At 48.1% G+C, this 26,302-nt stretch carries 26 protein-coding genes; 23 read left to right on the top strand and 3 right to left on the bottom strand.

All coding sequences use genetic code 11. The features are described from left to right. The first annotated feature begins 24 nt into the window (after positions 1-24). The 9 genes from ACW9JV_RS17315 (at position 25) to ACW9JV_RS17275 (ending at position 7,072) form a co-directional block, all read left to right on the top strand. A complete protein-coding gene (locus ACW9JV_RS17315; RefSeq protein WP_457336746.1) occupies positions 25-717 on the top strand; it encodes a TetR/AcrR family transcriptional regulator in 693 nt (230 codons plus the stop codon). A 78-nt stretch (positions 718-795) separates the two neighbouring features. Beyond that, positions 796-1,317: a M15 family metallopeptidase gene (locus tag ACW9JV_RS17310; RefSeq protein WP_457336744.1), complete on the top strand. Its 522-nt coding sequence runs from the start codon at positions 796-798 to the stop codon at positions 1,315-1,317. A 259-nt stretch (positions 1,318-1,576) separates the two neighbouring features. After that, positions 1,577-2,569, top strand: coding sequence for an alpha/beta hydrolase family protein (locus ACW9JV_RS17305; protein WP_457336742.1), 993 nt, complete (start codon positions 1,577-1,579; stop codon positions 2,567-2,569). An 83-nt stretch (positions 2,570-2,652) separates the two neighbouring features. Beyond that, positions 2,653-3,477, top strand: coding sequence for an aldo/keto reductase (locus ACW9JV_RS17300; RefSeq protein ID WP_457336740.1), 825 nt, complete (start codon positions 2,653-2,655; stop codon positions 3,475-3,477). An 83-nt stretch (positions 3,478-3,560) separates the two neighbouring features. After that, positions 3,561-3,836, top strand: coding sequence for an HU family DNA-binding protein (locus ACW9JV_RS17295; RefSeq protein WP_457336738.1), 276 nt, complete (start codon positions 3,561-3,563; stop codon positions 3,834-3,836). 346 nt (positions 3,837-4,182) lie between these two features. Then, positions 4,183-5,652, top strand: a complete 1,470-nt coding sequence (locus ACW9JV_RS17290; RefSeq protein ID WP_457336736.1) for a catalase — start codon at positions 4,183-4,185, stop codon at positions 5,650-5,652. 107 nt (positions 5,653-5,759) lie between these two features. Further along, positions 5,760-5,948 (top strand): gamma-glutamylcyclotransferase, encoded by a 189-nt coding sequence (locus tag ACW9JV_RS17285; RefSeq protein ID WP_457336734.1) that lies wholly within the window; start codon positions 5,760-5,762, stop codon positions 5,946-5,948. Continuing rightward, on the top strand, positions 5,932-6,207 hold the full coding sequence (locus ACW9JV_RS17280) for a gamma-glutamylcyclotransferase (RefSeq protein ID WP_457336732.1): 276 nt from the start codon (positions 5,932-5,934) through the stop codon (positions 6,205-6,207). The genes ACW9JV_RS17285 and ACW9JV_RS17280 overlap by 17 nt, the downstream gene beginning before the upstream one ends. 112 nt (positions 6,208-6,319) lie before the next feature. After that, positions 6,320-7,072 carry an SIMPL domain-containing protein gene (locus ACW9JV_RS17275; RefSeq protein WP_457336730.1) on the top strand — a complete coding sequence of 251 codons (753 nt, stop codon included), beginning with the start codon at positions 6,320-6,322 and terminating at the stop codon, positions 7,070-7,072. 80 nt (positions 7,073-7,152) lie between these two features. Here the strand turns inward: ACW9JV_RS17275 and ACW9JV_RS17270 are convergent, their stop codons facing one another. Then, positions 7,153-7,779: a LysE family translocator gene (locus ACW9JV_RS17270; protein ID WP_457336727.1), complete on the bottom strand. Its 627-nt coding sequence runs from the start codon at positions 7,777-7,779 to the stop codon at positions 7,153-7,155. A gap of 188 nt (positions 7,780-7,967) precedes the next feature. On the opposite strand from ACW9JV_RS17270, the gene nhaC (ACW9JV_RS17265) reads away from it, so the two are divergent. From nhaC (ACW9JV_RS17265) to ACW9JV_RS17230, 8 genes are all read left to right on the top strand, one after another. Then, entirely contained in the window at positions 7,968-9,392 is a 1,425-nt protein-coding gene (gene nhaC, locus ACW9JV_RS17265; protein WP_457336725.1) for a Na+/H+ antiporter NhaC, read from the top strand. A gap of 304 nt (positions 9,393-9,696) precedes the next feature. Next, entirely contained in the window at positions 9,697-10,794 is a 1,098-nt protein-coding gene (gene hisC, locus ACW9JV_RS17260) for a histidinol-phosphate transaminase (RefSeq protein ID WP_457336723.1), read from the top strand. A 63-nt stretch (positions 10,795-10,857) separates the two neighbouring features. After that, positions 10,858-12,303 carry a Na+/H+ antiporter NhaC gene (nhaC, locus tag ACW9JV_RS17255; RefSeq protein ID WP_457336721.1) on the top strand — a complete coding sequence of 482 codons (1,446 nt, stop codon included), beginning with the start codon at positions 10,858-10,860 and terminating at the stop codon, positions 12,301-12,303. 6 nt (positions 12,304-12,309) lie between these two features. Then, entirely contained in the window at positions 12,310-12,828 is a 519-nt protein-coding gene (locus ACW9JV_RS17250) for an N-acetyltransferase family protein (protein WP_457336719.1), read from the top strand. A 24-nt stretch (positions 12,829-12,852) separates the two neighbouring features. Beyond that, positions 12,853-13,917 (top strand): pyruvate dehydrogenase (acetyl-transferring) E1 component subunit alpha, encoded by a 1,065-nt coding sequence (gene pdhA / locus ACW9JV_RS17245; RefSeq protein ID WP_457337241.1) that lies wholly within the window; start codon positions 12,853-12,855, stop codon positions 13,915-13,917. After that, positions 13,917-14,915: an alpha-ketoacid dehydrogenase subunit beta gene (locus ACW9JV_RS17240; protein WP_457336717.1), complete on the top strand. Its 999-nt coding sequence runs from the start codon at positions 13,917-13,919 to the stop codon at positions 14,913-14,915. Before pdhA ends, ACW9JV_RS17240 begins: the two co-directional genes overlap by 1 nt. Before the next feature lie 18 nt (positions 14,916-14,933). Next, positions 14,934-16,055: a biotin/lipoyl-containing protein gene (locus ACW9JV_RS17235; RefSeq protein WP_457336715.1), complete on the top strand. Its 1,122-nt coding sequence runs from the start codon at positions 14,934-14,936 to the stop codon at positions 16,053-16,055. Between the two features lie 11 nt (positions 16,056-16,066). Next, entirely contained in the window at positions 16,067-16,960 is an 894-nt protein-coding gene (locus ACW9JV_RS17230; RefSeq protein ID WP_457336713.1) for an alpha/beta hydrolase family esterase, read from the top strand. A 379-nt stretch (positions 16,961-17,339) separates the two neighbouring features. Here the strand turns inward: ACW9JV_RS17230 and ACW9JV_RS17225 are convergent, their stop codons facing one another. Further along, positions 17,340-17,507 carry a substrate-binding domain-containing protein gene (locus ACW9JV_RS17225; RefSeq protein ID WP_457337239.1) on the bottom strand — a complete coding sequence of 56 codons (168 nt, stop codon included), beginning with the start codon at positions 17,505-17,507 and terminating at the stop codon, positions 17,340-17,342. Between the two features lie 26 nt (positions 17,508-17,533). Beyond that, complete coding sequence (locus ACW9JV_RS17220) at positions 17,534-17,971, bottom strand: tripartite tricarboxylate transporter substrate-binding protein (protein ID WP_457336711.1); 438 nt, start codon at positions 17,969-17,971, stop codon at positions 17,534-17,536. 37 nt (positions 17,972-18,008) lie between these two features. Between ACW9JV_RS17220 and ACW9JV_RS17215 the strand changes: the two genes are divergently transcribed. The 6 genes from ACW9JV_RS17215 to ACW9JV_RS17190 all read left to right on the top strand — a co-directional run bounded on the left by ACW9JV_RS17215 (position 18,009) and on the right by ACW9JV_RS17190 (position 26,300). Further along, the gene (locus tag ACW9JV_RS17215; RefSeq protein WP_457336709.1) at positions 18,009-20,198 is read left to right on the top strand and encodes a helix-turn-helix domain-containing protein; all 2,190 of its coding nucleotides are present in this window, start codon (positions 18,009-18,011) and stop codon (positions 20,196-20,198) included. A gap of 137 nt (positions 20,199-20,335) precedes the next feature. Next, positions 20,336-21,193, top strand: a complete 858-nt coding sequence (locus tag ACW9JV_RS17210; RefSeq protein ID WP_457336707.1) for a 3-hydroxyacyl-CoA dehydrogenase family protein — start codon at positions 20,336-20,338, stop codon at positions 21,191-21,193. A gap of 23 nt (positions 21,194-21,216) precedes the next feature. Beyond that, a complete protein-coding gene (locus ACW9JV_RS17205; RefSeq protein ID WP_457336705.1) occupies positions 21,217-21,996 on the top strand; it encodes an enoyl-CoA hydratase-related protein in 780 nt (259 codons plus the stop codon). A 17-nt stretch (positions 21,997-22,013) separates the two neighbouring features. Continuing rightward, on the top strand, positions 22,014-23,198 hold the full coding sequence (locus tag ACW9JV_RS17200) for an acetyl-CoA C-acetyltransferase (protein ID WP_457336703.1): 1,185 nt from the start codon (positions 22,014-22,016) through the stop codon (positions 23,196-23,198). A gap of 89 nt (positions 23,199-23,287) precedes the next feature. After that, entirely contained in the window at positions 23,288-24,847 is a 1,560-nt protein-coding gene (locus tag ACW9JV_RS17195; protein WP_457336701.1) for a class I adenylate-forming enzyme family protein, read from the top strand. 82 nt (positions 24,848-24,929) lie between these two features. Further along, on the top strand, positions 24,930-26,300 hold the full coding sequence (locus ACW9JV_RS17190) for a solute carrier family 23 protein (RefSeq protein WP_457336699.1): 1,371 nt from the start codon (positions 24,930-24,932) through the stop codon (positions 26,298-26,300). Positions 26,301-26,302 lie beyond the last annotated feature (2 nt).

Here is a 26,302-nt window from a genome sequence, read left to right as displayed (position 1 = left end):
AGGGAGTCAGAAAGAGGGAAAATGATGACCAGGACGAGAAAAGAAATTCAACGCAGCCGGATGTGGCACTATTTTATAGATGCAACGGCAGCTCTTATAGAAGAAGAAGGAATGGAACAGGTCACCATACGGAAAGTGGCGGAACGGGCAGGCTTCACAAGTGCGACGGCCTATAACTATTTTGGTGAACTATCCCATTTGATATTTTTTGCATCGATGAAATTCATGCAGGGATATGTGCAGGAGCTCCCCTTTTATATGAAAAAGGGGAATAACACGGTGGAAACCTGGCTTCATGCGTGGCGCTGTTTTACAAAACATTCCTTTCGCAATCCTCATACGTTTGCAGCGGTATTTATTAATAATCTGGGTGCCGTGCCGAGTGAACTGCTTCAGGAATACTATAACCAGTTCAGCAGTGAACTGGTCGGTATTCCTGAAGAAATTGTACCGTTCATTATGGAACATAATCTGGAAAAAAGAAGCAGTCTCTATCTTCAGGGGGCCGTGGAAGAAGGCCTTCTCTCATCAGAGAATGTGGATATGATTGCTGACGTTACCCTTATGATCTGGCGGGGGATGATGACCACATTAGTGAACAACCGCCGGCATGTCACAACCGAAGAAGCAGAAGAGCGGACGATGAGCTACGTGGTTCATGTAACACTCCAGGCGATGGAACCGGGCACAAAATCATATATATCAGAAGCATTCTGACCACAGCATTTTTTCCGATTGACACGGGTCGTGTCATCCCGTATCTTAGCTGGTAACATCGAGAGAAAGGAACGGAAGATGACATTAAATTCAGGTTGGGATCTGACATTGCTGGGGATTTTTTCTATCATTCTATTTGCTGCCTGGCATCATGACAGAGAAGAACGCATCGAGGAGATGGCGGCCCGGTCCAGCCTCCATCCCGAAGTGGAAGAGATGAAGCAGGAATTTGTGGAGCAGACGGCTGAGCAGGGAATTGATGTTGTCATTACGCAAGGGTACCGTTCCGAAGCAGAACAGGACAACCTTTATGCGCAGGGACGGGCGGAAGAAGGGAGCATTGTCACCTATGCCGAGGGTGGTGAATCCTATCACAACTACGGGCTGGCCGTTGATTTTGCGATACAAAAGCCGGATGGGCAGGTTACCTGGAATACAGCCTATGACGGCAATGGAAACGGAGAATCGGACTGGCAGGAAGCAGGGGACATTGCAAAATTGATCGGTTTTGAATGGGGTGGAGACTGGCAGCAGTTTCAGGATTTCTCCCATTTACAGTGGGATCCCGGCGTGAGTGTGCAGGAACTGCAGAATAAATAAGAAGCCTCTTTCAGCACATTACATGCTGCAGAGAGGTTTTTTTATGAGGAAAGGCAAAAAGAGGCTGGAACAAAAATGGACGGCAATGGCGGGATTGGCTGGTAACCGCCGGCGTTTGGCTGGTAAGCCTTCCTTGTCCGTTCCTCATCCGCTGCCGTAACGGGCGAACGGAGCGTATTCTTTTGTCCTGGCTCTTTTTTCTGCTTATAGCAGAAATGGAGAAGCAGGAATATGGGCGGCCGGTATCGAAAGACATGCTATGGATTATAAAACAGACCAATATTTTCAGAACGTTTATCATGAAACCGTCAACCTTAGGGAGAAGCCGCCTGTAACGAAAGCTGTTCTATCTTCAATGCTGGGGAGTTTCCAGGAAGAGAAGCCAGATTGTCCGCCTGAGCTCATGGAAAGTACAGAACTGCCGGCGTACCGGCGGGAGCGGTATGTTTTTCACTACACGGAGGAACGGTCGGGACCGGTGTATGTACTGACGCCGAAAAACGGAGCGCGCCGGCACCCTGCCGTGCTCGCCCTTCACGGACATGGGTACGGCAGCAGGGAAATCGCAGGGCTCACTGAAAAGGGGGAAGAAGAAATAAGGGAGGACGGCATTCATCGTCATTTTGCGGCAGAACTTGCCGCAGAGGGCTATAAGGTATTTGCCCCGGAGATGGTTGGCATCGGAGACCGCAGGCTGAAGGAAGATATCATCCATGCCCGTCCCAATTCCTGTTACAGAATGGCAGTGCAGCTGCTTTCCGCCGGAAAAACTCTGGCCGGCCTGCGTGTGAAGGAAGCAGGACTGCTCCTCGATGACCTTTCCTTTTTCTCCGATGTGATAAAGAGCCGCATCGGCATCATGGGGTTTTCCGGCGGAGGTTTGATTGCGGCATTTACTGCGGCACTGGATGAAAGAATCCGGGCTGCGGTTCTTTCCGGTTTTGTTAACACCTATAAAGAAAGCCTGTGGCCGCTCGACCACTGCCTTGATAATTACATACCGGGCCTGTTAAAAATAGGAGAACTGCCGACATATATCGGGCTGATTGCTCCACGTCCCTTATTCATTGAATCCGGGCGTCAGGATCCGATATTTCCTTTTCAAGGGGCAGAGGAAGCGGTCGGAAGGCTGAAAGAGAAGTATAAAGAAAGGAACGCATCCGGACAATTGGAATGGGACCCATTTGACGGGGGTCATGAGGTGAAAGGAACGCGTGCCCGGGAATGGCTGAAAGAACACTTTTCATTGTAATAGAAGGCGCGCATAAAGCATCTGTTTTGATCGTGTGCTATACTTTCTAAAGCAAGTCAAATAACGGAAAGGGTGGAAGAAGCATGGAATATGTAACATTGAATAACGGAGTAACGATGCCGCAGCTCGGTTTCGGCGTCTGGCAGGTCGGCACAGATGAAGTGGTACCTGCAGTGAAGAAGGCGCTTGAAACAGGCTACCGCTCAATTGATACAGCTGCTGCCTATCAAAATGAGGAAGGCGTTGGCGAGGCTATCAAAGAAAGCGGTATCGCGCGCGAAGATCTGTTCATTACGACAAAAGTCTGGAACGGAGACCAGGGCTACAACAAGACACTGGAGGCGTTTGAAACCAGCATGGAGAAGCTCGGCCTTGAGTATCTCGACTTGTATCTGATCCACTGGCCGACGCCGGCATACGATAATTATGTCGATACTTATAAAGCAATGGAAAAGCTCTACAAGGACGGCCGTATTAAAGCGATCGGTGTCTGCAACTTTGAAGAGGAACACTTAAAGCGGCTGTTGGATGAATGTGAAATCCCGCCGGCCGTCAACCAGGTGGAGTGCCACCCTTACTTCGCCCAGACAAAAATGAAAAAGTTCTGCCGGGACCACGATATTTATGTGGAAGCATGGAGCCCGCTCATGCAGGGCAAAGCAGTCCTTGAAGACAATGTGGTGCAGGAGCTTGCCGAAAAGCACGGCAAAACGCCGGCCCAGGTTGTCATCCGCTGGCATCTGCAGAACCAGTCTATTGTTATTCCAAAGTCCGTGACACCTTCCCGGATCGAAGAAAACTTCAACGTGTTTGATTTTGAACTCAGCGAAGGAGATATGGGGCAGATTAATAAACTGGACTGCGGCGATCGTCAGGGACCGGTACCGGGCGAAATGAATAAAAGATAATAAAAAAATTTGTACAGTCAGAAGGTATATTTCCATTTTATCTTGAAAGAATAATAGTAGCAGGAAGAAAAGGAGGCAGCATAATGAACAAAACAGATCTTATTAATGATGTTGCAGAGAAAGCGGATTTGAGCAAAAAGGACAGTGAAGCGGCGGTGAACGCCACGCTGGAAGCGATCGAAAGTTCGCTGAAATCCGGTGATAAAGTCCAGTTGATCGGCTTTGGAAACTTTGAAATCCGTGAACGGGCAGAGCGTGAAGGACGTAACCCGCAGACAGGAGAAACTATGAAAATACCAGCAAGCAAAGTGCCGGCGTTCAAGCCGGGCAAAGGGCTGAAAGAAGCCGTCAACAAGTAAAAGAAGAGCTGCTTCCCTTCGGGGGAGCAGTTTTTTTATCTGCTGGAATAAATAGGGGAAACGCAAACTCCATTTTCAATTCTGAGTTGTAATTGATGACAATTTCCGCTGTTTTTTTCGAGGAGAGAAGAAATTATCCCCCTTTTTTCGGTTTATTTATCAAGCAGCATTTTTTTCAGTATCCTGTTTATTTGGTAAAATAATTAATATAGGAAAAAAGAAGCGGGCAGAAAAGAGGAACTCGACGTTCCTGCACACTAATTAAAATTATTATAATTTAGTATTGATTTTTCCTTAATAAGTGTTATTATATATTATGAAGAATATAACAATGAGGTGATCATGGATGAGCGAAGATAACCGTAAGAATCTTACCACAGGCTCAGGCATGCCGGTCGGCGACAACCAGCATTCCGTTACAGCCGGATCCAGAGGACCGACTGTCATTCAGGACGTCCATCTGCTGGAAAAACTGGCCCACTTTAACCGTGAACGTATTCCGGAACGTGTTGTTCACGCAAAAGGTGCCGGAGCACACGGCTACTTTGAAGTAACCAACGACGAAATCTCCAAATACACAAAGGCGGACTTCCTGAGTGAAGCCGGCAAAACCACACCGATGTTCATCCGTTTCTCCACGGTTGCAGGAGAAGCAGGTTCGGCGGATACGGTACGTGACCCGCGCGGTTTCGCCGTGAAGTTCTACACAGAAGAAGGAAACTATGACCTTGTCGGCAATAATACACCGATCTTCTTTATTCGTGATGCGATCAAGTTCCCGGACTTCATCCACACGCAAAAGCGTGATCCGAGAACACACCTGAAGGATCCGAACATGGTATGGGACTTCTGGTCTCTTTCCCCTGAATCACTCCATCAGGTTACTTATCTGCACGGCGACCGTGGACTTCCGGCAACGTACCGTCACATGAACGGTTACGGCAGCCACACCTTTAAATGGGTGAACGCGGAAGGCGAAGCATTCTGGGTAAAATATCACTTCATCAGTGAACAGGGCGTGAAATCCCTGGATCAGGCGACATTTGACAAGATTGCCGGTGAAAATCCGGACTACCATACAGAAGATCTCTTCAATGCGATTGAAGACGGCGACTTCCCGTCCTGGAAGCTTTACGTTCAGATCATTCCGTATGAAGATTACAAGCATCATAAGTGGGACATCTTTGATGTAACCAAGACCGTCCCGAAAGATGAGTATCCACGCATTGAAGTAGGCCGGATGGTGCTGAACAAGAACCCTGAAAACTATTTCGCCGAAGTAGAGCAGGCTGCATTCTCCCCGGGTCACTTTGTACCAGGAATCGAAGCTTCTCCGGACAAAATGCTTCAGGGACGCCTGTTTGCTTACTCTGATGCCCATCGTTACCGCGTCGGAGCCAACCACGAACAGATTCCGGTCAACCGTCCAGTAAGCGGCGCGGACAACTATCAGCGTGACGGCTTCATGAGAACGGACGGAAACGGCGGAGGCTCTGTGAACTATGAGCCGAACAGCTTCGACGGCCCGACCGAAACCGACCGCGGCAGAATCGATCCGTTTGAAGTTGAAGGCCAGGCTGACAGCGTCAATTATGACAGTGAAGACCACTATACACAGGCCGGCGATCTTTACCGCCTTATGGCTGAAGATGAAAAGCAGCGTCTGGTAGATGCGATTGTCGGAGACTTGAAGCAGGTCAAGAAAGACGAAATCAAACTCCGCCAGATCAAGCACTTCTACAAAGCGGATCCGGATTACGGCCGCCGCGTCGCAGAAGGCGTAGGCCTGCACGTACCGGAAGAACAGGAAGTCTAAGAATCTCTGAAACTCTCGATTTATTCTCATGATGCAAACGGGCATCCGTCTCATCCGGCGGATGCCCGCTTTGTTTATCCTGAATGAAGAAAGGGGCATAAATATCTATGAATCTTCCGGTATTTGTTTACGGAACGCTGCGCACCGGTCTTCACAATTATGAACGGATTTTAAAGGGACTGACAGAAGAGGAGCGGAGTGCGGTGATGACAGGACGGCTGTATGCCGCCTCTCATGAGCCTGGTGAAGGAAGGTCGTACTGTAATTCAGGGGGAAATCATGTACATACGGCGTGATCGGTATGATGAGGTGCTGGCCGCCCTGGATGTGCTGGAAGGATACGAGGAAGGAAATGAAGCAGACAGCGAATATGTCCGTGAGACGGTGACGGTTATCGATGAAAGCGGGAAGGAAGTCGAGGCTTACACGTATTATTGGAACCGTCCGACAGGGCTCGGGGAACATATTACGAGCGGGGACTTGGCTCACCTGGCTGCAGCAGAAACAAAGAAAACCGGCCGGATTATAAACCGGAAACAAACCGTTCCCTGTTAAAATGTGAAAAATTCCGTAACATTTTTGTCATCCTGCCGACATAAAGGGTAGAAGCATAAAAGGAACAGCAGGATACACACCGAAGCATTCATTTTTAAGGAGGAATCCTATCATGTGGAAAAAACGGTTATATCAGACGCTGGGGGTGACGGCAGCGCTTACGGCGGGAGGATTTTTGTACGCCGCAGCTTTCGGCGGTGCGTCCAGCGGCAACTCGGAACTGGCCGAAGCACAAACCGGAATGCAGGAAGGAACACTTGTCGTAAATGGAGAGGGAAATGTCAGTGTCGAACCTGATCTCGCCCAGCTCCGGCTCGGAGTGGAAGCCACCGACACTTCCGCCGACGCCGCCCAGAGCACGGTGAGTAAACGCATGAACGCTGTGCGCGAAGCATTAAACGAATTCGACATTCCGGAGGAAAACATTGAAACCGCCTCCTTCGGTGTTCACACCGACCGTGCCCCGGAAGGCGGAGAAGATCAATTCCGCGCCCGCCATATTCTTTCGATCGAATACGGTAACATCGACCGTGTCGGCGAGCTGCTCGACGCTGCCGCTGCAGCCGGCGCCAACCAGATCCAGCAGACCCGGTTCACCCTCGAAGATCAGTCCGAAGCGGAACAGCAGGCCCTGAAGCAGGCCGTCGAAAATACGGCACCGAAAGCAGAAGCCATGGCTTCCGGCGCCGGTAAATCGAGCGGCGCCGTGCTGCAGATTTCAGAAAGCGGCACCCAGATCGATCTCCCGGCCCGCAATTATACGCAGCAGGAATCAGCTGAGGATAGTTCCAGCGGCGGCACTGCCATTGAAGCCGGCCAGGTCGAAATCACCCAGCGTGTTGATGTGGTGTATGAGTTGAATTGACGAAGGCATGCAGGAGGATTAATTCCCGCTGCCTTCACATGGATAACAGCAGCCTTTGGTGCATGGCACCGGGGGCTGTTTTATTTTTCTCCAAGCACCAGCTGCACCCCGATGATCGTGAACAACAGGCCCTGCACAAGATTCATTTTCCGTGCGGCGCCGGGGTGATTCGTGAGCAGCCGTCCGGCTTGATGGGCGAGCATACTAACCGTGCCGAACACGAGAAAGGCCTGCGCAATAAAAATTCCTCCCAGAACAGAGACCTGCAGCGAAGCGGGACCGGCGCCGGTGTGGATGAACTGCGGTAGAAGCGCGAGAAAAAAGAGCGCTACTTTTGGGTTAAGCAGGTTCATGATGATTCCTTTTCTATACAGGCTGCGGTGGGAGGCGCCGCTCTGCTCCGGCACGTCGAGGCCGGGCCTCTCCCGGTCGCGGAATGCTTTCCAGGCAAGGTAAAACAGGTACAGGGCGCCGGCGTATTTCACGATCGAAAACGCGAACGCGGACTGATAGATGACAGCAGAAATCCCGGCTGCCGCCGCCGTAATATGTACAAGCAGGCCGGTGCAGAGGCCTAACGCCGTCACTACGCCGGCTTTCGCGTTCTGTGCTATGCTTTGCGCGGTGACAAATAAGATGTCGGGGCCGGGACTCAGGGTGAGTAGAACCGCGGTTCCTAAAAAGGCAAACAGAATAGTAGTATCCATGATCATTCCCCTTTGTACGATGCTGCGGATGAAATGTCTTCCTTTCATTGTTCTGATTCCTTTGTTTATCGTATCATAGGTTAGGAGAAAAAATCGCGGCTGTTCTGCGCGCTCAACTTTACTACTTTAAAGTATTTCAGCTCAGAGCTGAACTATTATTATTTTTTAGAAAGACGGGGAACGACGACATGAAAACAAAACAGGCAACGTTAACCGGTTCTCTCCTTGTGCTGCTTCTGATTACCGTCGTACTTGGTGTCAGTATTCTGCATTACGGAGTCCTGCCGCACATTCCGATTGTACTGGCGACGATTATTACGGCGGTATATGGGCTGATGCTTCGGTACAGCTGGAAGGACATGGAGCAGTCCATGGTAAAAGGTATTTCCTACGGGATACCGGCTGTTCTGATTTTAAGTCTGATTGGTATATTGATCGGGGTATGGGCTTTGAACGGCACGGTGCCGACGATCACGTTCTACGGGCTGCAGGTGCTTTCGCCGGATTTCTTTCTAGTGACAGCCGTTATTATTACAGCGGTGGTGGCCACGATGACCGGGAGTTCCTTGAGCGCGATGGGAACGATTGGTGTTTCGCTGATGGGGGTTGCCTATGGTATGGGAATCTCGCCTGAAATGACAGCGGGCGCGATTGTGTCCGGAGCCATCTTCGGTGACAAATTGTCTCCGCTGTCGGATACGACGAATCTTGCGGCGGCCACGGCCAAAGTGGATGTGTTTGCCCATATCCGCCACATGCTCTGGACGTCGATTCCGGCTTTTCTTATTGGATTAATTATTTTCGTTTTTATTGGATTTACGAATAGTCAGGGAGGCGCCGATACATCCCAGGTGGATGAAATGGCCCGCACGATGCAGTCTGAATTTATGATTACGCCGGTGACGCTTTTGTCCCCGCTTCTCATCATCGGTCTGGCTGCACGTCGGGTGAAGCCGGTTCCATCGCTAGCGATCGGTCTTGTTGCCGCGGTGCTGACAACGTTTTACACCACCCCGGGGGCGGGCCTTGGTGACATTATGACGGCCGCTCATGAAGGCTACACCGCTGACACCGGAGTAGAGTCAATAGACAGTCTGCTCTCTCTCGGTGGTCTTCAGAGTATGTTATCCGGAATATCTCTGATCATCGTGGCGCTTGGGTTCGGGGGATTGTTCCGCGGCATCGGCATCGCCCACGCGCTGATCGACAGCTTGAAACAGATTCTCCGTAAAAAAGGCAACGTCATCACTTCGACCGTTGTGTCCAGTTTCGGCGTGAACGCGGTAATCGGGGAGCAGTATTTATCCATCATTCTGCCGGGCCAAATGCTCGAGGATTCCTACCGAAGTGCCGGACTTCATCCGAAAAATCTGTCGCGGACGCTTGAAGACGCCGGTTCGGTGCTGCATCCGCTGATTCCGTGGGGTGTAATTGGAGCGTTTGTGATGACGACGCTGGATGTCGGCATGGGGTATGTCTTCTTTACCTTCACCAGCCTCGTTACGCCGTTTATCACCCTGTTTTACGCCTACACCGGCTGGGCCCTCACACCGCTTGATCAGGATACCGAAAGCATAGTGGATGCCGGCGGGGATACAGAGAAAACGTTATGAGGCAAAAATCCGAGCGGATTGAAAAAGATCCGTTCGGATTTTTTTATATTCGTGACTGCCATCTGGTTTTTATATATGGATTTCCTATCGAAGGCCTACGTTTTTCATATGATTAGAAAGAAAGCGATTTCAAAAACACTGCGCTGGCAGGGATGTGTAACAGCGTCCCTTGACGTGCGGGTTTTCCTTTACTCCTTCAAAGCATCTCAGCTTTAAATGACATTCTTGTGAAGGCGGCGGAATCCCTCTACCATTACAGGCAGTATCATTCATTTATTTTTCACAGAAGGAGGTTTTATCAGAAATGGTGAAACCGAGAGAACAGATGGCAGAGGTGGCCATGTATTCGCCGGGGAAACCGGTGGAGGAGCTGCAGCGGGAACTCGGGCTGTCCCGGGTCATTAAAATGGCATCAAATGAAAACCCTTACGGATCGTCGCCGAAAGCAAGAGACGCGATGGTCGAGGAAATGAAACATATTCATTTCTATCCGGAAGTGACCGCCCCGGTACTGGCGGATGCACTGAGTAAACATCTGGAGGTACCGTCCGACCGGTTCATTTTCGGAAACGGATCCGACGAAATTATCCGGATGCTCACCCGGACGTATGTAAATCCGGGAGAGGAAGTGGTGATGGCAGAAGTCACGTTTCCGCGTTACCGGACGAACGTGCTTATTGAAGGCGGGGTGCCGGTGAGCGTTCCAATGGAGAAAGGGACCCACGATCTTGAAGGAATGAAAACAGCGCTGAATGAACGGACAAAAATGGTATTTGTCTGCAATCCGAATAATCCGACCGGCACGATTGTCGGCGAACAGGAATTGCTCCGCTTCCTGGAAAGCATTCCGTCGGATGTTTTGGTCGTACTGGATGAAGCGTACTATGAATACGTCCATTCCGATGATTATCTGGAGTCCTTGGAGTACCTGGATCAATATCCAAACCTGGTTATTCTCCGCACGTTTTCGAAAGTGTACGGCATGGCGTCCGTCCGGGTCGGTTACGGCATCACTCAGCCCGAGATCGTTCAGGAACTGCTGAAAGGGAAGGAACCGTTTAATGTCAACCGGCTGGCACAGGCGGGTGCGGTTGCCGCCCTGGAAGACAGCGAATTTCTGGAGCATACGCTCGAAAAGAATAAAGAAGGCCGGATTTATCTGGAAGATGCCTTCAAGCGGCTGGGGCTTTCCTCTTTTCCAACGCACACGAATTTTATTATGGTGGATGTGAAACAGGATGCGGCAGCGGTGCACGAGAGCCTGTTGAAGCAGGGAGTCATTATCCGCCCGGGTCACGTGATGGGGTATCCAACAATGCTGCGGGTGACGATTGGTACGGAGGAAGAAAACGAGCAGTTCATTCACGCGCTGGAAAAAACACTCGAAGCGACGAACGTATAATATATCTTTTTTGATATTGTTTTTGAATGCGCTTACAGATTTTTAAAAAACGGGGGTTACAAAATGGAGACGAAAAAAGCAACGTTAACCGGGTCCCTTGTCGTTCTGCTGCTGATCATTGCGGTGCTCGGCGTCAGTATTCTGCATTACGGCGTGGCGCCGCACATTCCGATTGTACTGGCGACGATTATTACTGCCGTGTACGGGCTGATGCTCAAATTTTCGTGGAAAGACATGGAGAAGGCGATGGTCAAGGGAATTTCCTACGGCATCCCGGCCATTCTGATTCTCAGTCTGATCGGTGTGCTGATCGGGGTATGGGCACTGAACGGAACGGTGCCTACGATTACATTCTACGGCCTGCAGGTGCTGTCGCCGAGCTTCTTCTTGGTATCGGCTGTCATCATTACAGCGGTGGTGGCCATTATGACAGGAAGTTCGCTGAGTGCGATGGGAACGATTGGTGTGTCACTGATGGGTGTCGCCTACGGCATGGGTATATCCCCGGAGATGACAGCTGGTGCGATTGTGTCCGGTGCGATTTTCGGCGACAAACTGTCTCCGCTTTCGGATACAACGAACTTGACAGCGGCGACGGCAAAAGTCGATGTGTTTGAGCATATCCGCCACATGTTGTGGACGACGGTGCCGGCTCTTGTCATTGCGCTGATTATTTTCGGTGTCATCGGTTTTACGAACAGCCAGGGCGGAGCGGATACGTCCCAGGTGGATGAAATGATCAGCACGATGCAGTCGGAATTTATGATTACGCCGGTTACGCTGCTTTCGCCATTATTGATCATCGGCCTGGCGGTGCGCCGGGTGAAACCGGTGCCGTCGCTTTCGATGGGGTTGATTGTGGCTGTGCTGACGACGTTTTATACAAGTCCGGGATCGAGTTTCGGTGACATCATGAACGCAGCCCACGGCGGTTATACGGCTGACACCGGGGTGGAGTCGATTGACAGCCTGCTGTCGCTCGGCGGTCTGGAAAGTATGCTCTTCGGTGTATCGCTGATCATCGTGGCCCTTGCGTTTGGCGGCATGTTCCGAGGCATCGGTATTGCACATGCGCTGATCGACAGCCTGAAAAGCGTCCTCCGCAAGAAAGGCAATGTCATCAGTTCCACTGTTGTGTCCTGCTTTGGCGTGAACTTTGTGATCGGGGAGCAGTATTTATCGATCATTCTCCCGGGACAGATGCTGGAAGACTCTTACCGGAACACCAATCTTCATCCGAAAAACCTTTCGCGGACGCTGGAAGACGCAGGTTCCATTCTGCATCCGCTGATTCCGTGGGGAGTCATCGGTGCCTTTGTGATGACGACCCTGGATGTCGGCATGGGATATATCTTCTTCTGCTTCCTCAGTCTGGTGACGCCGTTTATCACGCTGATCTATGCGTATACCGGCTGGACGCTCACACCGCTGGATGAGGATACAGAAAGCATTGTAGATACAGAAGAAGAGGAAACCGAAAAGAATTCGTCCCGGTCGGAAGCGTTGTGATCTGCCATGACGATCCGAAGCGCACAGCCCGAAGATGCCCGAATGATCGCGGAGCTTCATATCGAAGGATGGCGCCGGGCGTATGACGGGATTTTTCCGGAAAACGTACTGAAAGAACTGGATGTAACGGAATGGACAACGTGGTGGTCATCCATGCTGCAGCAGACGCAGGTGATGACGGATGTCGTCGTCTCCGAATACGGAACGATCGTCGGAGTGGTCAGCGGCGGACCACTCCGCGACACATCCATGTCAGGATATGACGGGGAACTGTATGCCATTTACCTGGCTCCGGAAGTGCAGGGGACGGGTCTGGGCCGGAAGTTGTTTTTATCGATGGCCGGCCGGCTGCAGGAACACGGTTTTACGTCGATGATTGTCTGGCTGGCCGTGAAAAACGAAGCCCGATATTTTTACGAAAAATATGATCCGGTGGAAGAAAAACGTGTCATCAATCAATACGGTGTGGAAGATGCGGCATACGGTTATACGCTGCAGAACCTCGCGGATATCGAGCGAACATGAAGAAAGGACGGTGATCGGCAGATGATGCTGGATCAATTTCCGATGCGTCAGATGTTGAATGAAGAAGGACAGGTGATGGAAGGAGAGGCGCTGCCTTTTTCGATAGAAGAGATCAAGCGGTTTTATTACCTGATGCTGCGGGCACGCATGCTTGATAAAAAAAGCGTGAACTTGCAGCGGCAGGGGCGGATAGGCACCTACGTGCAGTATGAAGGACAGGAGGCGGCCCAGGTCGGAAGTGCGGCGGCACTGGAAGACGGGGACTGGATGTTTCCGACATACCGGGACCATGCGGCGACTCTCACATTCGGTCATTCGATGCGGAATCTCCTCCTGAACTGGCGGGGACGGCTGGAAGGCGGACTGCCGCCGGAAGGGGTGAATATTTTTCCGCCGGCGATTCCGATCGCTTCCCAGCTTCCGCACGCCGCCGGTGCGGCCTGGGCCGAGAAAAAACGCGGCTCGGATCGTGTTTCGCTCGTCTATTTTGGCGACGGGGCCACGTCGGAAGGCGATTTTCATGAAGGATTGAACTTTGCCAGTGTGTTTCAGGTGCCGGCTGTTTTTTTCAATCAGAATAACGGCTTTGCGATCAGTGTGCCGATGGAAAAGCAGATGCACGCCAAGACGATTGCTCAGAAAGGCCTTGGCTATGATATTCCGTGTGAACGTGTCGACGGTAACGACATCACCGCTGTCTATACGGCGGTGAAAGAAGCGGTGCAGCGTGCACGGAGCGGTGGAGGTCCGACGCTTCTTGAGGCAGTGACGTGGCGGTACGGCGCTCATACGACAGCAGATGATCCGACCAAATACCGGGATCAGTCGGAAAGTGAGCGGCGCCGGGAAATCACGGATCCGCTGCTCCGCCTGGAACGTTATCTGAAACATCAGGACGCCTGGAATGATAACTGGGTGGCTTCGCTGGAGGAAGAGATCTCAGCGGAAATCGAGCAGGCAGTGGAAGAAATGGAAAATTATCCGGAGGCCGATATTAGTCAGTTGTTTGATCATGTGTATGATGTACCGACATGGACGGTGCAGGAGCAGATTGACGAACATCTGGCGGTGAAAGGGAGGAATGACTGATGACAACAACGGTGGAAACCAAAAATCTGACCATGATCCAGGGGATTAATGAAGCGCTCCGGACCAAACTGGAAGAAGATGACCAGGTGCTCGTGCTTGGGCAGGACGTCGGGGTAAACGGCGGTGTGTTCCGTGCCACGGAAGGACTTCATGAACAGTTTGGCGGAGAGCGGGTCATTGACACCCCGCTGGCCGAGTCCGGGATCGTCGGGACGTCGGTCGGCATGGCGGCGAACGGGTTCCGGCCGGTGGCGGAAATGCAGTTTCTCGGCTTTATTTATCCGGCTTTCAACCAGATCATGACGCACGTCAGCCGTATCCGGCAGCGCTCGATGGGGCGCTATACAGCACCGATGGTAATCCGGGCGCCGTTTGGAGCAGGAGTGCGCGCGCCGGAAATTCACTCTGACAGCGTTGAAGCGTTGTTTACGCACATGCCGGGAGTCAAAGTGGTGGTTCCTTCCAACGCCTATGATGCCAAAGGCCTTCTCATTTCTGCCATTGAAGATCCGGACCCGGTCATTTTTCTTGAGCCGATGCGGTGCTACCGCTCCTCCCGCACGGAAGTACCGGAAGAAAAATATACGGTCAAGCTTGGCAAAGCAGCCGTGCGCCGGGAAGGAGAAGACATTTCTGTATTCACCTGGGGAGCCATGACGATCGAGACGATGAAAGCGGTGGAACAGGTGGAGCAGGAAGAAAACATCAGCTGTGACGTGATCGATCTACGCACGCTGTATCCGATGGATAAAGAAGCCATCGCGGCCTCCGTGCAGAAAACAGGGCGCGCACTGATCGTTCATGAGGCACCTGCCACCGGTGGAGTAAGCAGTGAAGTCATGGCTGTTATTAATGATACGTCGTTTTTGTACCTCCGTTCACCGGTGGAACGTGTCTGCGGATTTGACACGCCGGTGCCGGTGTATTCTCTGGAGAACGAATACATTCCGAGCCCGGAAAAAATCAAACGTGCCATCAGACGCAGTGTTGCGTTTTAACGGAAAGGAGGTGGAACGATGTTTGAAGTGAAACTTCATGATATCGGCGAAGGAATGCACGAAGCTGAAGTGCTGCATTATTTTGTCGAGACGGGGGATATCGTAAATAATGATCAACCGCTCGTGGAGGTGCAGACGGATAAAATGAGTGCGGAAATTCCGTCGCCGCGCGCAGGGACGATCAGGGAGCTTAAAGCGGCGGTTGGTGACGTCGTAGAAGTCGGAAACACGATACTTGTGCTGGATGACGGACAGGAGGATCCCTCGTCGACGGATGCACCGGCCGAAGAACAGCCGGTTCCATCTGAAGGCACACCGGCGGCCTCGTCGAAAACGAAAACCGAAACGGCGGCAGCTGTCATGACACCGCCCCGGCAGAAACGGGTTATCGCGGCGCCGCACACGAGACGGATCGCCCGGGAACAGAAGGTGGATATCGAGCAGATTGAAGGAAGCGGTAAAAATGGCCGGGTGTTGGATGAAGACATTTTTGCCTTTGTCCGAAACGATGGTATCGTTAAGGATGCGCCGGCAGAGCCGCAGGAAGAAATGATGCCGGATACCGCTGCGTTTTCTGATACAACCGGCTTTTTCACCCTGCCAACCGTCAGTTACCGCCGGGAAGTGGATGTGACGGACATGCAAAAGCGCCGCAGGATGCTGCAGGGGCATGGCATGAATATCTCCGTAACGGCGTTTGTGATCAAAGCGCTGCAGACAGCCTGGTCGAAGAGTTCCCTGAAGCAGGCGGAAGGATGCCATATCGGCCTGGTGACAGAGACGGACAGCGGTTTTGCCGTGCCGGTGCTTGAAGATGTGCAGGATGCTTCGTTATCCCGTATCGATGCGGGGCGCAAACAGGCATCGTCTGACATCGCACCGGTGCTGGCGGTGACAAATACGGATCCGGAAGAGGATACGCCGGTGCCGATGGGCTGCACGAAAGTTCCGACGGCTGCCCTGCATCCGATCACGGAAAAAGCAGTGGTGAAAAACGGGGAAGTATCTGTACGTGAGATGATGGAGATTACCTTGACGATCGATACGCGTCAGGTACCGCCTCAGGAAGCGGGAAATCTCCTCCGCGAGACAGCTGCCTTGATCGCACATCCTGACTTGATGCTCGCGGAAATGGTTTGAGAGGTGGGACAATGACAAAGTCACTGGCACAAGAAACAATTATGGTACAGGACACGGAGCGGACATACCGTTATTATGTTCCTTCAACGGTTACGGCGGATACACCGGCGCCGCTGATGATCAGTTTTCACGGCGCCGGCAGTGACGCTGCCTATCACAGCAGGTTAACAGGCTTTGCCGAAACAGCGGAAGCGGAAGGGTTTATCGTTCTTTTTCCGGAGGCAGTGGAAGTAAGACCGGGCCGGCCTTTATCAAGACAATGGAATGAAGGCCGTGAAGGGAGCATGGCATCTGAGGCGGGCATCGAGGATATTCTTTTTACGGAAAAACTCCTGAAACGATGGCAGGAACACTATACGGTGGATCCCAATCAAATCTATGCGACCGGATTTTCCAACGGCGCCAGCTTCAGCCTCCGGGCTGCGATCGAACTGCCGGGCACGTTTGCCGGCGTTGGGGCTGTCGCCGGTCCGCTTCCGGAACAACTGCAGCGGATGGAAACAAACGGTCTTCCTCCGCTCGTGTTTATCATGGGCCGCGAAGATCCAGTCGTCCCGTTTGCCGCCGAAGATGCCAAAGGAGAAGTGGACTATGACATTACCGGACTGCTTGGAGCCCGTGCGACAGCGGAATGGTGGACCTACCAGTCGGCTTCTTCGTGGGAGCGGAAAGAAGAACGGCTTTCCCCGCTCTCGCTGCATGACCCGACGCGGGTGGAGCGTCATCTTTACGAAACAGATACCGAACAGACCGCGGCGGCACTCTATATCATAAAAGGGGGAGGCCATACGTGGCCCGGTGGACCGAAAGTACAGCACCCGGAGTTTGGCCGCGTCAGTCAGCAGCTCGATGCAGGCCGAACCATCTGGCAGATGCTGCAGTCGATGTCCGGGACCAGCTGGTAAAAGTACGTTTCCTTATTGGGTTAAAGAGATGAGGAAACTAATTCTCCGAGTGAAGTCTTTAGTGTCCGCAAGGGTTGTTCTTGGGAAGACTATCACGATGTCTCAGGCAACTAGTGTCTTCTGGCGGATGTTTGAAACCACTATGGCTTCGTTTACGCGTCGTAGTAGCTGCAGGATGTCGTCCCGAGGATACTAATCCTTCTCTTTGGACTGCTAATGGAAGCTGCGAAGGTAATGAGCGCCTGGGTATCTGTCAATTTTCACCCAATGCCATCTCTAAACAAAACGCTCCCGACTTTCCTTCAGGATGATCGGGAGCGTTTTTGCTATGCCGGGAAAAGCCCGGCAGGTTATTTTATAGAACGGTATTCCCATTTTTTCATGTTTCTTTCGGCACGGTTGTTGTTTCTCGTTCTACATGCTTCATTGGGAAAATAATATTGTCATTCTTTGCTTCATTATCTTCAAGCATGTCCATCAGAGTCTCCGTTGCTTTTTTTCCGATACCCGGAAGATCGGCATGAACAGACGATAAAGAAGGAGTTATGAGAGAGGAATGGGCACATTTAATATTTATTCAATTAACCCCATGTCTTGTAATGTTTCTTTATCTTCTTCCATATCTTGTTCAATTTGTTCTTGAAACTCTTCTCCATCCCCGTAGCTTACATCTTGGTTTGAGGACTCAAGCATTTCTTGAACCTTAGGGTCCTCCAAAGCCTGTTTAAATGCATCGTGTAATATTTCTTGTTTTTCTTTAGATATACCCTCAGGTGCTATAATTCCATTGTATGATTCTTTAACGATGTCATAGCCCTTTTCTTTCAATGTTGGCACATCTTCGTAAATATCACTTATACATGTTGCGGCTGAAAATTCAATAACTAGACCATATTTTAAATTTAATTTAGATGCTACCTCTGTTAATATCGCACCACATTTATCGGAAACGTTCCCTGTGGATTTTGAGGAAGTTATCAGTAAAATGATATATGATACGATAATCGTCATAGATAGATTATATATTCTTCGAGAGGAGAAAAGTACAATGGCAGAACGAGATAGAGTGATTAAAGGGGTGGAGCAGCATTTACGAATGACGGCAAGGCAGCTTGTTAAATTTGATACGGAAGAAGAAGCGCTTCAATATTTAACGAATGCCTTTCAGTCTAAGTTGAAGTGTGATTTTGTGGGGATTGTTTTAAAAGAAGGAGATTATCTTGTACCTAAAGTATGGAGTGGAGGCTTTGAAACGTTAAAATCCATTTTTCCTTTAAGGATTAGTGAGTGCTATCCTAATCTCTTCCAGCAAAGTTTAACCTTTAATGATGTGCAAAATGATCCAGGTTGCAAATTTCTTCATTCTCTTCAACAAGCTCCTTTAGAGACTTGGTTTACGGTTCCGCTCCAGGATGAGTCCAATAATTATGGTTTTTGCACGATAGGCTTTATAAAATATACAAGGCTTCTTGATATGGATCATATTTTTGAAGAATTCGGACGGGATGCGGCGGTTGCATTGTCCATGGCTAAACAAAAAGAGAACGAGCGGAAAAAAATCGTAGGGATGGAATGGGTGAGCCGGAATCTTTCGTTGAATGAATCGGTGGAAAACCTGGTTGCCCGATTGGTAGACAGGGCAGGAAGAGGTACGGAAGCCAGCCTTGCGGGGATTTATCTGTACAATGAAACAGAAAATTGTTTCACGTTCCAGCCTCCTTCTTACGGCGATTTCAACAAACCAAAGAAAATATACATTGAAGAAAATTATGAATTGAAAGAGTATTTTCCTTATGTGGAGAAGCCCGGCGGCGATGAAATGAGTGTTCCGATGGTGATAGATTTAAAAACGATCGGTGTGCTCCACATTGAAGGAAAAACTTCCGGAGTGTTTTCCAATGGAGATCTCGAAATTCTAGAGCTGCTTGCCAATCACGTTGCAGCTATGCTGGAGAATGCGAGGCTCTATCATAGTGAGAAAGATAATAAACAGCGGCTGCAGTCTCTCTTGGATTATCAGCAGACGTTGATCAAAGAAACGGTGGACCAGGATAATTTTGAAGGGATAACATCAGCTTTAAGTAAATTATTCGCGAAACCGGTTATATTGTTTGATCGTTTTATGCGGCCGATTTCATATGATAATAAAATTGACGACGACCTTGAACTTGAAGAAATCACCAAACTGGCAGGCGATGAAATACACAAAGATCTTACACTGGAAGAAGGTTTCCCCGTAATAGATAAACAAGATCGGACATTTACAATTTGGCCGGTCAATGGAGGAGCTGATCTGCTTGGTTATTTAGCAGTCCAGTTTGATGAAAGCCCGCTGGACAATTTCGACAGGCTGACCATTGATATGGCAAGAAATATTTATGCCATACAGTTTATTAAACAAAAACTGGTGCTTGATGCAAAAGAACAAGTGAAAGACAGTTTTGTCGATAAATTACTCGTAGAGAATATCGATGATAAACAAAGCATTATTCAGTATGCCAATATATTTCAATGGGATTTATTCAACACGCATCGTGTTGCGGTTCTTTCCATTTATTTAGATAAATCCGAGACCAGAAAGGATAATATCCTTGAGAAAGAAGCCAAAAAATCATTGGTGTTGGATCAGCTGAAGACAAGGATTTCTATGTATGAACCGGATATTCTTCTTGCGAATAAGGGGGAGGATTATATACTCATTGCCCCCGTGGAAAAAGAAAAGGATGATGCAGAAAATTACTGGGGTCGGTTAATTGGAAGCATTAATAAATGGCTGGGCACAGGTAAAATAAAAAGCAGGGCCAGACTGGGTATCGGTGGCAGAACAAACGATATTGAACAGTATTATCAGTGTTATCAGCAAGCTGTGGAAGCATTGAATGTTATCGATCACCAGGGAAGTGAGCATGGCCTTGCATTTTTTGAAAACCTCGGTTCGTATACCCTGCTTCATCACTTAAAAGATACAACAGCGGCTAACCTATTTATGGAAAAAAGGCTTGAACCGCTGCTCAACTATTCAAAAAATGCAGATTTGTTTCATACACTGCGTGTGTATTTAAATGAAAATGGCCACATCAAAAATGCCGCATCCTCACTTTACATTCATCGAAGCTCGTTATTATACCGTTTGGAGAAAATAGAAACCACTCTTCATGTAGATTTGAGAGACTCGGAGCAGCGGTTTGATTTATTTTTGGCCTATAAGTTATATGATCTAAAACAAAATAACCAATAAAATGTAGGAAAACAATATTTGTTTTCCTACATTTTATATATATATTTACTTAAATGATGAATATAAAATAAAGACAATTCAGATATTTAATCATTGCAGACAATGAAATACTTAATTTACATAAAAGGAGGATTTACATGACCATTCAAACAGTAGGAGTAGTAGGCGCTGGAGCGATGGGTGGTGGTATCGCCAATTTAGCTGCGATGTCAGAATGCCAGGTAATATTAAGAGATGTCGAGGACAGTTTTTTAGAAAAAGGGTTAGCAAACATAAATAAATTTATGGATAAAAGTGTATCCAAAGGAAAGATGACCGAAGAACAAAAATCGGCTGCGTTGGATCGTATTACAACGACCACGGATCTATCGGAATTGAATAAAGCGGATGTTGTTGTGGAAGCAGTGATTGAGGATCTGGAAATTAAAAAGAATGTATTTAAAGAATTGGATGATATTCTTCCGGAGGGTGTCATTATTGCCACTAATACTTCATCGATGTCCATTACAACGATAGCAAGTGCTACAAATCGACCGGATCGAGTTGCAGGAATGCACTTTTTCAACCCGGCCCAGATTATGAAACTAGTAGAAGTAGTCCGGGGGTACGAAACGACAGAAGAAACAGTGGAAGAATTGCAGGAATTCTCCAAGCAGCTGAACAAAGAGCCGATTGAAGTAAAAAAAGACAGTCCCGGCTTTATCGTGAACCGAATCATGATTCCTCAGTTCATCGAAGCAATAAAGCTGGTGGAAGAAGGAGTCGCAACTCCGGAAGATGTAGATAAGGCAGTAACGCTTGGGCTGAATTATCCGATGGGGCCGTTTACACTGCAGGATTTCGCCGGCGTTGATATCGGCTACCATGTTATGGAATATTTCAAAGAAGAGTTTGATGACCCGCACTTTGCTCCACCATTGCTGCTGAAACAACTTGTAAGAGCAGGACGACTGGGAAAGAAAACGAAAGCTGGATTTTATAATTACGACGAATAATAAAAAGCAGGAGGTTGTATTAGATGAATTTTGAATGCCTGGAACTAACGATAGAAAATCAAACGGCTATTGTTACGATAAACCGACCGCCGGTGAATCCATTAAACACGCAGGTTTTTCAGGAATTGGGGCAAATGTTCGATGATTTGGAGAACAATGAAGATGTAAGAGTCATTATCCTGACAGGGAGCGGTGAAAAAACTTTTGTTGCAGGTGCTGATATTAACGAAATGGCATCTCTTGACCTTGTAGGTGTGAACAAAATGAACAAGAAATCCCGTTCAGTGTTTACAAAAATTGAAAACGTTAACAAGCCGGTTATTGCGGCAATTAATGGTCTCGCTTTAGGGGGAGGGCTTGAACTGGCGCTTGTGTGTGATTTCAGAATCAGCTCTGAAAAAGCAAAATTTGGCTTCCCGGAAACAGGATTGGGAATCATACCTGGAGGAGGCGGAACGCAGCGTCTTCAGAAATTTGTAGGTCAGGGTACGGCGAAGGAATTACTGTATTTTGGAGAAACCTTTAAAGCGGACAGGGCTGAAGAGCTCCAACTCGTAAACAAAGTGGTTCCGCCGGAAGAAGTATTACAGGCTGCTAAAGACTGGGCACATAAGTTAACTGAAAAAGCGCCGGTTGCTCTGAACATGGTTAAAACGGCTGTAAATGCAGGAAGCAATGTGGATTTGGAATCAGGTTTGACCATTGAGAACACTTGCTTTGGCAATGCTTTTACCACAGAAGACCGTGAAGAAGGGATGAAAGCATTTTCTGAGAAAAGAGAACCTCAATTTATAGGGCGGTAAAAAAGGAGGAATAAGACATGCCCGAAAACAAGGATATCGTACTGATTGATGGAGCGCGCACTCCTTTCGGAGAGTTTGGAGGAAGCTTTAAAGATACGTCTGCTATTGAATTGGGTGCAGTAGCGGCAAGAGGTGCAGTTGAACGTTCAAAGGTGGATCCGGAGGAAATTGACCAGACGATTGTCGGAAATGTTATTCAATCCAGCCCGGATGCAATTTTAATGGGACGTCATGTGGGATTAAAAGCAGGATTGCGTCAGGATTCTACTGGGTTGACGATTAATCGGCTGTGCGGATCGGGACTGCAGGCTATGGTCACGGCAGCTGAATCCATGCAGCTGGGGCATTCTGAAGTTGCTCTCGCAGGCGGTTCGGAAAACATGAGTCAGATTCCACATGTCATTCGTGGAGCTCGTTGGGGCTTTGCCCTGGGTCAGGGAACAATGGAAGACTATTTATGGGAAGCATTGTACGATCCCTATGGAGACTGCACGATGGCAACCACTGCGGAAAACCTGGCCGAAAAATACAGAATCCCCCGCGAAGAAATTGATGAATTTGCGTTAAGAAGTCAAAATCTAGCTCTTCAGTCTATGAAAAATGGAGTATTTGATGAAGAAATTGTACCTGTTTCGGTAAAAAAGAAAAAATCCGAAGAAGAAATTGTAAAAGACGAACATCCCCGTGAAACTTCACTGGAGAAGCTGGCTAAACTTCCTGCGAGATTCCGTGAAAATGGGGTGGTCACACCAGGTAACGCCAGTGGTATCAATGATGGAGCGGCAATGACCGTTATGACAACATCCGATTATGCAAAGCGTAATAATATAAAACCTGCCGCGAGGCTTGTCTCTTATGCTGTTGTCGGCGTTGACCCAACGATTATGGGAATCGGACCGGTGCCTGCTATCCAGAAGGCGCTGCAAAAAGCTGATATGACAATAAAGGACCTGGATCTTGTTGAAATCAATGAAGCTTTTGCGGCTCAGTACCTTGCCTGCCAACGCGAACTGGATTTTGATCCAGAAATAGGTAATGTCAATGGGGGAGCTATAGCACTCGGGCATCCTTTAGGAGCAAGCGGAGCAAGAATTACATTGTCCCTTGTTTATGAACTTAAGCGGAGAAACAAAAAATTCGGAGTGTCGGCCGTTTGTATTGGCGGAGGCCAGGGAATTGCGGCGATTTGGGAGAGATTGTAATAGAAACATCCGTGAAGAAAGGAAGGCAGTTAAGCAGAAGGCTTTCTATTCTGTCCGGCTTTACCTAAGGGAAAGGGAGGTTGTTTGATTTGTCAGAAAACTATCCGGATGCTGCAGGTCTGCTGGAAGAAACAACGCGAAAATATCCAGATAAAGAAGCAACGTATGATTTGCGGGAACGCCTTACGTATGACCAATTGTCAGATCATGTGAAGAGAATGGCGGCCGGCCTTCAAAGTCTTGGAGTCACAAAGGGAGACAGAGTCGCAGTATGTCTGCCGAACTGGAATGAAACCGTTATTATATATTTCGCGACTGCGAAAATCGGCGCAACAGTTGTCCCTTTTAACGCTGCCTATAAGTCACATGAAATCGAATTTATATTAAACAATGCGGAACCGAAAGTATTATTTCTAAAACAAGATTTTGATGATAATGCTGGATTTTCCCTTGCTCAAGAATTAGTTGAAAATGTAATTTCTGTGCGATTTGAAGACGCCAAATTCATCTCATACGAAGAGTTGATTAAGAACAAGGGAAAAAGGGCTTCCTCCGTTGCTATTGATATTACTGATGACCCTTTTTGTATCTTATACACATCAGGTACAACAGGATTGCCAAAAGGAGTAATGATCACTCATAAAGGTATTGTACAATGCGCCTTTACTGTGGGAAAAGAAATGCAATGCAGTGAGAAAGATGTGTTTATCATACCTGCCCCACTTTTTCATATATTCGGAATTATATGCAATTTAATGACAACAATTTCCATGGGCGCAAGAATGATACTTCAAGAAAAATATAAGCCGAAAGAAGTTCTTCAATTAGTGGAACAAGAAAAAGTAACGGTTCATCAGGGTGTGCCGACCATGTTTTTAAAAGAACTGGAATTAGAGGATTTTGATGATTACGATCTATCTTCTCTGAGAACTGGAATGGTAGGAGCCGCACCTATATCTCCGGATCAGGTGAAAAAAATAAGAGAAAAAATGGGCATCAATTTATGTCAGTCTTTTGGTATTACAGAAACAGGGAGCGTAACTATCACCGGTCAAAACGATTCCGAGAAAACAATAATGGAAACGGTAGGCAGACCTATAGAAGGTGCCAAGATAAGTATCGTAAATGATAACAGAGAACCACTTTCCACTGGCGAAGTCGGAGAAATTGCTGTCCATAGCTTTGCAACGATGAAAGGATATTACAAATTGCCCGAGAAAACCGAAGAGGTTATAGATGAAGACGGCTGGTTTTATACCGGTGATTTAGGAAAACTTGATGCAGATGGAAACCTTGTATTTGTTGGTCGGCAGAAAGAAATGATCATACGCGGAGGATTTAATATTTATCCACAGGAAATTGAAGCTTTATTAACAAAACATAACAATATATTGGAAGCAGCAGTAATTGGGATGCCGGATGCGGTGCTTGGAGAACTTGTTTATGCAGTGGTTGTGTTAAAGGAGGGAGCCACTGAAACCCCGGAAAATATAAAAAAATATCTAGAAGAAAAGATTGCTAAATTTAAAGTGCCGAGTGAAATTATTATCACAGATCAATTACCAATGACACCAAGTGGGAAAATCCAAAAACTTAAACTAAAAGAACAAGTGTCGAATCAAGCGAAAAATGAATCTGGTTTAAGATAAAAAAGGTCCATAAAGTCCCTTTTTGAAAGCGCTGTCAAAAAACAATTGCAATCAATTTCTTAAATAGAGGGGAGAAAATAGAATGTCTATTTTCAATAGAAAAGGCGGCGGGGAACAGCCGTACTTGCCGATTGGAAAGTATAAACTTCGGCTACCGTTTGTTCATTATCGGTTGGAAACACCTGAGCTTATTCAGGGATTAGTAATTTTTACGATAGGCTTAAGTTTAATGGAGTTGATGACCGGACTTGTAGGTATGTCTTATGAAGCAGCACTAACCATTACAATTATGACCCAATTATTAATGCTGCTGCCTTCGACCATGGGAGTACCTTTTGTCTCCGGTTTCATAACTCCTTTAATCCCAATATTAACAGTATTTCTGGGGGGGTTTGAGCCTGGTCCTGAGGCAATAAGGGCTGTTATCGCCGTTCAACTAAGTGTTGCTCTCATTTTCTTGATTTTGGGGATAACCGGGCTGGGAAGAAGCTTTGTATTAAATCTGCCAACCTCGTTAAAGGCAGGTATATTAATAGGTGCCGGTATAACAGCTATTATGACGGAAATCGAAGAAGGAGGGCGTCTTGCAGAAACACCAATTGCCTTGACAGTGGGTGGACTGCTTTGTTTGTATACTATGTTTTCTACCTCGTTTAAGAAATTATACAACAGAAACAAAGCAATTAAATTTATTGCAAGCTACGGTATCATGCCGGCTATCATCGTGGCCATTATTGTCGGCTGGTCAGTCGGGGAATATGGCACACCTGAAATTGAATGGGGGATTACTGTTCCCTCGTTTGCCGCAATGATGGAGGTTTCTCCATTTGGCGTAGGATTTCCGGGTTTTGATATATTTCTAGCTGCTTTTCCAACAGCTGTTTTGGCATACGTGATCGCTTATGGAGATATAGTTGTCGGAGAAAAGGTTATTGATCGTGCTAATCATATAAGAAAAGATGAGATCATTTCCTATGACATGAACCAGGTTCATATTTTGACGTTTGTTAGGAACTTTCTGCATGGATTGTTTGCTCCACATCCCGGGATGGCTGGACCAATTTTTACCGCGGGAACGGCATCAGTCGCGGAGCGGTACACTTTTGGAAGAAAAGCAATGGATTCCATATTTTCCGGCGTTAATTCGTTATTGATCTCACTAGCTCTTGCTATTTTCATCCTGCCACTTGTTACTTTCTTTCAACCGTTTTTACCGATAGCCTTTTCGATCACGCTCATTTTAACAGGATATATTTGTATAACAATCGGTATCCGTCAGCTAAACACGGAAGCAGAAATGGGTGTGGCCGGAGTTATGGCAATTGTTCTAGCTGTATATGGTGCTGCTCACGCAATCATCACTGGTGTCGTACTTTATTTCCTTATTCAACGCAGTAATATATTTAAAAAAGAAGAGTCGGAAGAAGAAGAAAAAGAGCAATCTGCCGGTTAGTA

The organism is Salibacterium sp. K-3, from assembly GCF_054052005.1.
The sequence above is the reverse complement of the archived record's forward strand: the minus strand, read 5'-3'. Positions and strand labels throughout refer to the sequence as shown.

What these genes read in the sequence shown, in the direction of transcription:
- ACW9JV_RS17250 (WP_457336719.1), top strand. Translation starts at nt 12,310, where the DNA reads ATGACGATCCGAAGCGCACAGCCCGAAGATGCCCGAATGATCGCGGAG.
- ACW9JV_RS17270 (WP_457336727.1), bottom strand. Translation starts at nt 7,779, where the DNA reads ATGGATACTACTATTCTGTTTGCCTTTTTAGGAACCGCGGTTCTACTC.
- nhaC (WP_457336721.1), top strand. Translation starts at nt 10,858, where the DNA reads ATGGAGACGAAAAAAGCAACGTTAACCGGGTCCCTTGTCGTTCTGCTG.
- ACW9JV_RS17220 (WP_457336711.1), bottom strand. Translation starts at nt 17,971, where the DNA reads ATGACGATTATCGTATCATATATCATTTTACTGATAACTTCCTCAAAA.
- ACW9JV_RS17300 (WP_457336740.1), top strand. Translation starts at nt 2,653, where the DNA reads ATGGAATATGTAACATTGAATAACGGAGTAACGATGCCGCAGCTCGGT.
- ACW9JV_RS17190 (WP_457336699.1), top strand. Translation starts at nt 24,930, where the DNA reads ATGTCTATTTTCAATAGAAAAGGCGGCGGGGAACAGCCGTACTTGCCG.
- ACW9JV_RS17310 (WP_457336744.1), top strand. Translation starts at nt 796, where the DNA reads ATGACATTAAATTCAGGTTGGGATCTGACATTGCTGGGGATTTTTTCT.
- hisC (WP_457336723.1), top strand. Translation starts at nt 9,697, where the DNA reads ATGGTGAAACCGAGAGAACAGATGGCAGAGGTGGCCATGTATTCGCCG.
- pdhA (WP_457337241.1), top strand. Translation starts at nt 12,853, where the DNA reads ATGCTGGATCAATTTCCGATGCGTCAGATGTTGAATGAAGAAGGACAG.
- ACW9JV_RS17285 (WP_457336734.1), top strand. Translation starts at nt 5,760, where the DNA reads ATGAATCTTCCGGTATTTGTTTACGGAACGCTGCGCACCGGTCTTCAC.
- ACW9JV_RS17280 (WP_457336732.1), top strand. Translation starts at nt 5,932, where the DNA reads ATGTACATACGGCGTGATCGGTATGATGAGGTGCTGGCCGCCCTGGAT.
- nhaC (WP_457336725.1), top strand. Translation starts at nt 7,968, where the DNA reads ATGAAAACAAAACAGGCAACGTTAACCGGTTCTCTCCTTGTGCTGCTT.
- ACW9JV_RS17210 (WP_457336707.1), top strand. Translation starts at nt 20,336, where the DNA reads ATGACCATTCAAACAGTAGGAGTAGTAGGCGCTGGAGCGATGGGTGGT.
- ACW9JV_RS17235 (WP_457336715.1), top strand. Translation starts at nt 14,934, where the DNA reads ATGTTTGAAGTGAAACTTCATGATATCGGCGAAGGAATGCACGAAGCT.
- ACW9JV_RS17290 (WP_457336736.1), top strand. Translation starts at nt 4,183, where the DNA reads ATGAGCGAAGATAACCGTAAGAATCTTACCACAGGCTCAGGCATGCCG.
- ACW9JV_RS17205 (WP_457336705.1), top strand. Translation starts at nt 21,217, where the DNA reads ATGAATTTTGAATGCCTGGAACTAACGATAGAAAATCAAACGGCTATT.
- ACW9JV_RS17295 (WP_457336738.1), top strand. Translation starts at nt 3,561, where the DNA reads ATGAACAAAACAGATCTTATTAATGATGTTGCAGAGAAAGCGGATTTG.
- ACW9JV_RS17305 (WP_457336742.1), top strand. Translation starts at nt 1,577, where the DNA reads ATGGATTATAAAACAGACCAATATTTTCAGAACGTTTATCATGAAACC.
- ACW9JV_RS17315 (WP_457336746.1), top strand. Translation starts at nt 25, where the DNA reads ATGACCAGGACGAGAAAAGAAATTCAACGCAGCCGGATGTGGCACTAT.
- ACW9JV_RS17275 (WP_457336730.1), top strand. Translation starts at nt 6,320, where the DNA reads ATGTGGAAAAAACGGTTATATCAGACGCTGGGGGTGACGGCAGCGCTT.
- ACW9JV_RS17240 (WP_457336717.1), top strand. Translation starts at nt 13,917, where the DNA reads ATGACAACAACGGTGGAAACCAAAAATCTGACCATGATCCAGGGGATT.
- ACW9JV_RS17215 (WP_457336709.1), top strand. Translation starts at nt 18,009, where the DNA reads ATGGCAGAACGAGATAGAGTGATTAAAGGGGTGGAGCAGCATTTACGA.
- ACW9JV_RS17200 (WP_457336703.1), top strand. Translation starts at nt 22,014, where the DNA reads ATGCCCGAAAACAAGGATATCGTACTGATTGATGGAGCGCGCACTCCT.
- ACW9JV_RS17230 (WP_457336713.1), top strand. Translation starts at nt 16,067, where the DNA reads ATGACAAAGTCACTGGCACAAGAAACAATTATGGTACAGGACACGGAG.